At 58.8% G+C, this 5,484-nt stretch carries 5 protein-coding genes and 1 pseudogene; 2 read left to right on the forward strand and 4 right to left on the reverse strand.

Going from position 1 to position 5,484, the window contains the following annotated elements; translation table 11 throughout:
• Nucleotides 1-249: 249 nt before the first annotated feature.
• The 3 genes from GBM95_RS10905 to GBM95_RS10915 form a co-directional block, all read right to left on the reverse strand.
• Nucleotides 250-1,113: an alpha/beta hydrolase gene (locus GBM95_RS10905; protein ID WP_152159122.1), complete on the reverse strand. Its 864-nt coding sequence runs from the start codon at nt 1,111-1,113 to the stop codon at nt 250-252.
• A gap of 217 nt (nt 1,114-1,330) precedes the next feature.
• The gene (locus GBM95_RS10910) at nt 1,331-1,627 is read right to left on the reverse strand and encodes an HU family DNA-binding protein (RefSeq protein ID WP_226963293.1); all 297 of its coding nucleotides are present in this window, start codon (nt 1,625-1,627) and stop codon (nt 1,331-1,333) included.
• 398 nt (nt 1,628-2,025) lie between these two features.
• Complete coding sequence (locus tag GBM95_RS10915) at nt 2,026-3,408, reverse strand: MATE family efflux transporter (RefSeq protein WP_152159124.1); 1,383 nt, start codon at nt 3,406-3,408, stop codon at nt 2,026-2,028.
• Between the two features lie 159 nt (nt 3,409-3,567).
• Between GBM95_RS10915 and GBM95_RS10920 the strand changes: the two genes are divergently transcribed.
• Together GBM95_RS10920 and GBM95_RS13065 are read left to right on the forward strand one after the other, a co-directional pair.
• Complete coding sequence (locus GBM95_RS10920) at nt 3,568-4,908, forward strand: RluA family pseudouridine synthase (protein WP_152159125.1); 1,341 nt, start codon at nt 3,568-3,570, stop codon at nt 4,906-4,908.
• A 114-nt stretch (nt 4,909-5,022) separates the two neighbouring features.
• On the forward strand, nt 5,023-5,151 hold the full coding sequence (locus GBM95_RS13065; protein ID WP_264298102.1) for a hypothetical protein: 129 nt from the start codon (nt 5,023-5,025) through the stop codon (nt 5,149-5,151).
• 18 nt (nt 5,152-5,169) lie between these two features.
• Here the strand turns inward: GBM95_RS13065 and GBM95_RS10925 are convergent.
• Nucleotides 5,170-5,388: pseudogene (locus GBM95_RS10925) on the reverse strand (hypothetical protein); the annotation flags it as partial.
• Between the last annotated feature and the right edge of the window lie 96 nt (nt 5,389-5,484).

Genomic DNA, 5,484 nt, shown 5'->3' on the forward strand with positions numbered 1-5,484 from the left:
GCTTTACTCCATCACGGAAGTAAACAATGCAGCGGCGGCGAAGCTCGAGCTGGGCTTCAGGAGTGGCCTTGCGGCCGTCGATGGTTGTGGTGGTTTTATATTCATAACTCATTTATCAATTATAACATAACCGTAGCTGCTTGTCAACTATTTTGTGCCTATGTTAATATTAAGAAATTGGCGCCAGTTTCGCTTAGGCTTAGAAACAGCACAATCACCATAATCAGCCTTAGAAGAACAACTCTGTTTTTAACTAGCGGCCGCCTTCATCCAGAATTCGACCGCCTGGTCGACCCAGCCTTCCGTGCTCGTTCCGGTCCCGACGCCGAATCCGTGGCGCAGTCCCGGGTATTCATGAAATTCCGTCGGGATCCCGAGAGCCTTCAGGCGCTCGATTCGCCGCCGCATGACGTAGGGCGAAGCAATGCCGTCTTCCGATCCCACGCACGCGAAGGTGGGCGGGTCTTCGGGCGCCGCATCCTGAAGTCCCGTGTACTGCATTACGACGGCAGCAGGCCGCGGAAGCGGCTTGTCTCCGAAGCGCTCCGTCCCATAACGCCCGACCCAGGCCGCCATGCGGGCGCCCGCGGAGCCGCCCCAGAGCGAATAATTCCCGGTCGACGCTTCAAATTCTGCGGCGTTCTCAAAGATCACAGCAAGGGCGCGAGAGAGGTCCTCGCAGGCCTTGTACGGATCCGGGCGATAGATGACCGCAAAAAACGCCCCGGGCCTTCCCTTGAAGAAGACAAGCCCGGCATCCGCCTTCTCCGGATCGGCGCGCACTTCATCGGCCGCATAAAGCGGCGTAAAGACCGGGATGCCGCTTTCAGCTTCCCTTTTGAGGAAATTGAAGACTGCGACTGTATTGGCTACCCTGATTTCGCTGTACCAGTCGAGCGAGATGTCGCCCAGTGTCGTTCCGGACCAATACCGGCTCTCGAGCGGGAAGAGGAGTCTCCCGAAACCCTTGAAGGCCGGGTCGGCTTCGACATCCGCAATGCGTGAGGCGGCGGTAAAGTGATCCCCGGGCGCTGGGATTTCGCGGGCAGAACTCATGAGCGGGAAAGCAAGCGGCATGGCGGCAAAGGATCTGAGGAGCGTTCTCTTCTTCATGGCGGATCTTCGAAAAGTCATTCGGCTCATTCTCTCCCCTGAGCCGGCGGGACCCCATACCGATTCCTCTCTGCTTTTTGTCGGATCCTCCTTACCGGAAGCGCCGCGCGAAAAAAAACACGCCGGAGAGACGAATATCTCCAGCGTGCTTTTCGGACTTCTCTGAAAATTTCAGAGGAAGTCGAATCCTTTCAGGCCAAAGAGGCCTGAGGAGGAATTACTTGGCGACGGCCTTCTTGAGGGAAGAGCCGGCCGTAAACTTCGGGCGCTTGCCGGCCGGGATCGTGAGCGTGGCGCCGGTCTGGGGATTGCGGCCCGTGCGGGAGGCGTATTCAGCAACTTCGAAGTTGCCGAAGCCGATGATCTGCACAGCTTCGCCCTTGCCGAGCTGTTCGGCAACGGTGTCGAAGAAAGCATTCAGCACATCGGCGACCTTGGCCTTCGGAAGCTCGGTCTTCTCAGCGATGGCAACGGTGAGTTCGGTCTTGTTCATGGTATCTCCTTGCGAAGACATCGCGTCGACGGATCAATTTGTCGATCGCTTCCAAATGATGTCTTCTAGTTGTGAAAACCGCGCCCCCATGCGGGTTCCGGCGCGCTTGGGCACTACTATAGCCAACACTTCGAGAGTTTTGGGGCCTTGTTTGCAAAAAAATTCCCCTGCGCCCTCGTAGTTTCCTTGATCTGCAGGGATTACGGTCCCGCCTTCATTTTTGAGCGTCTTGCCGTTCCCTGACTTCTCCCTCCTCAGAAATTGCTTAATTTATTGTTTATTTTGAAATTTTGATTAATTTAATGTAGTATCAAAATGTCCTGCCGGGCCATTCGCCATAGAAGAGCCATGCGGGAGGTCTTCGAAAACCTCACCCTCTGCCGTCAGGCAAAGCTGGAAGGCTTGCACTTCCGCAACGTTTACAGTGCATCCACCCGTGCCTCGCGCAGCTTCCGCGCCTGAGGACTCCGCCAGACGAGCCAGGTGCCGATGCCGAGCACGATGCCGTAGACGAAATCCGAGGTCCAGAGCACGGCCGGATTCGTCGTGTATCCGGAGAGGATCGCGACATAAAGCGCGTAGGTGAGCGCCGAAGTGATGGAGACCCAGAAGGATGCGCGCGCAAAGCCGAGCGTCCCGATGAAGAAGAAGTAGTAGTAGCAGGGGACCGTCAGCATGTAGGAGACGATCATGACGTAGTAGGTGCTCCTTGCTTCCTCAATCAGATCTGGAAAGTTCGTGATGAGCCCGAGGACCCACTCGGGCTTGGCCGCATAGAACACCGCGAGGGGCGCCATGGCGGCGGCGCACACCCAGAGACCGGTCCGCGACGCCCTGGAAATAAGTTCCGGCTTCTTTGCGCCCACGAGATTCATGGCGAGAGACCCGGCCGTAGAACCGAAGGCGTGAACGAAAAGAAAGAGGATGGCGCCGAGCTGCCGCACGACGTTCGTGATGGCAAGCCCCCGCTCGCCGGCCACATTCTCTACCGAAACGAAAAAGAAGAGCCAGACGCCGAACGCCACGGCTTCCTGGAGCATGAGCCAGCGCCCGAGCTGAAAAAGCGCTTTCTGCACCTCCCGCTGCGGACGCCAGGAGGCAGAGAGCACTGCTTCCACCCAGCGCTTTTCCATAAAGAGGCGCACGCCGAGGACTATGAGGCAAACGACTTCGCTCACGGCCGACGCAATCGCCGCACCGGCAATGCCGAGTTCCGGGAACGGCCCGAGGCCGAAGATGAGAACGGCGTTCAGCCCGCAATTGGCTAGCACCATAGCGCTCGAACTGACGGTGAGAACCCGGGGACGAAGGATCGACACGAAGAACGCGCGGAAAAGAAGGCAGATAAAGGCGACGGGAAGCGCCGCAACGCGCCAGAGCACGTAGCTGCGCGCAGCCTCCTCCACTTCCTTCGAATGAATGCTTTGCGCGAGCGTCAGATCGAAAATCCAGGGCGAAGCGAGCGCGATCACGAGACCCGCGAAAAAGAGAAAGAAAGCGCTCTGTCGAAAGACGATGCCGACCCGGGCTCGGTCTCCTCCGCCATTGGCGCGCGACATGAGGGACTGCGCACCCACGCAGTAGCCCCAGCCGAGCATCATGAAGAGAAGCACCAGAATGCCTGCAACGCCCGCTGCGGCGAGTTCGGCTTCGCCGTATCGTCCGAGAAAGAGTACGTCCGTGAAGCCGATCAGCTGCTCGAGCATGAGGCCGGCAAGGAGCGGCATGGCGCCCCGGAAGATCGACTGGGGGCGCAGAGAATTTTCTGAATTAACGTGGACTTCCGGGCAATTCTCGGTCATGGGCGGCTCGCTCCTCGCCCGAAGGCGCTTTTTGGGAGAGGCGCCGCAGGCGGTATCGTTATGGTTTTCTTTGCTTGGGTCTCTGCGAGAACCCGTTATTTTAGTATACCGAGCCTTGCCTCTCCTGCCGATCGTTTCCAATTCCTGCCTGATCCTCTCATGACCTCCCGCCTGATTGCGCTCCCCGGATTCCATCCCGAAGACCTTCCCGCGCGCTTTCCCTCCCCCTGGCACGGCGCTCCCTCTGAGTGCCTTCTCAGAGCCCGGGACATGGCGGAGGCCTGCGGGCATTTTCATGCGGATTGCGGCCGTCGAGGGCTCCTCCTCCTCAGAAACGAAGCGAATGGAGAATACTCTGCCGCCATTGCGGAGGAACCCTTTCACGAACCCGACGGCGAGCGCATCGGGGGGCTACCCGAAGCCCGCAGCATTCTCGGAACCACGCGCGATGACGTCTTTCAAAGGGAAGCCGCCCGGATCACTCTCACGCAGCTCTCGGGCGGTTCGATGACGCTCCTCTTTTTTTCAGAGAAAGAGCGCGCGAAGCGCCCGGCAAAGATTGCCCGCGGGGGCGGAGCGGGGCTCAACCTTAATTTTGATCATTGGAACCGGGCGCTCCTCGAAGCGCTCGATGCGCCGATTGTTTCGAATCTCCTTTTCGCCGCAGAGCTCAAAAAAGCGGGCGAGCCGCTCACTCCTGTCGGTTCCCTCGAATGGTGGCGCGGCGCCATGCCCTCCTACGACGTCAAATGGGACGGCATGGTGCTCTCCCCTCGCACAACGGTGAAGCCCCTCGCCGAATGGCTTCTAGACGGCATTCCCTTCGCGAGCGACCCGCGTGCGGAAGATCCCTTCACGCTTTCGCTCGCACCGGAAATTCTTCTCGAGAAAAAGGACTTCATCGCCGTCATGAAGCCTTCGGGACTCCTCTCCGTCCCCGGCACCGGTGGGCTCCCCGATGCGATGACGCTTGCCTCCCGGATGACGGGGGCGAACCTCACCGCAGTGCACCGTCTCGACATGGACACTTCCGGGATCCTTCTTTATGCCAAGACCCCCGAAGGCACGAGAAGCCTCATGGCAGCCTTTCGCGAGGGGCGCGTTCAGAAGCGCTACCGTGCGCTCCTTGAAGGCATCCCGGCGGGCGAAGGCGGGCTCATTGACTTCCCCATTACGACGCATCCGCTCGACCGCCTGCGCCAGATTGCGGCTGCTGGCGGAAGACCCTCGCGCACGCGCTGGGCAAAGATTTCTGCTTCAAACGGGCAAACGCTCGTCGACTTCTTTCCGCTCACCGGACGCACGCACCAACTGAGGCTTCATGCCGCGCATCCTCTCGGACTCGGCTCTCCGATCCTGGGCGACCCGTACTACAGTCGGGCGGGACTGATTGCCGATACGCCGGAGAAACCACTCAAGCTTCACGCTGCGGAAATTCACTTCCCGAACCCCGCTGATGGGAGCGAAATCCGTCTTCTCAAAGAGGAGTCTTTTCCATAAGAAAGGCCTTTCACCGCAAATAATCACCTCTTTTTCCCGGCAACCATCCAAACTGGACGATTTTCCCGCCAACATTCCGATGAACCTGCGCATAGCGGACCAGACCGCGTCGAAATGCGTGAGAAAGCACGGGTGGCCTGCTCCCGGAATGATCGCGAGCCCGGCATCGGGCACTTCGCGGTAAGTTGCGAGAACCGTATCGAGCGGCGCATTGCCGTCGAGCTCGCCCGCCATGAAGCCTGAAAACCGTGGAATCTACACTCAGTCAGATTCGTCGAAGAAGAGCTCGAGGAACATCTGGTCTCTGGCCGTCGTCTCCGTAGACCAACGGTACTGAGCCACCCTGTTCCTCACCTCGACTCTTTCCACGCAGTCGAACCAATCGAGCAACTGCTTGAGCGTCATCGATCGAATCCAGGCGGTCAGTTTTTCGTACTGCTTCCGCACAGTCTTCCCGAGCGTCTCATCGTTGGCTCGCCCATTAGATGTCATACTAACTTTCGCCACCCCTTCAACCTTTCATGGAGTGGCAAAACATGCGATATTCGCAGGAGTTCAAAGACAACGTCGTAGCGC

Source organism: Sutterella seckii (genome assembly GCF_009183815.1).
In the GTDB taxonomy this organism is placed as follows: Bacteria; Pseudomonadota; Gammaproteobacteria; order Burkholderiales; family Burkholderiaceae_F; genus Sutterella; species Sutterella seckii.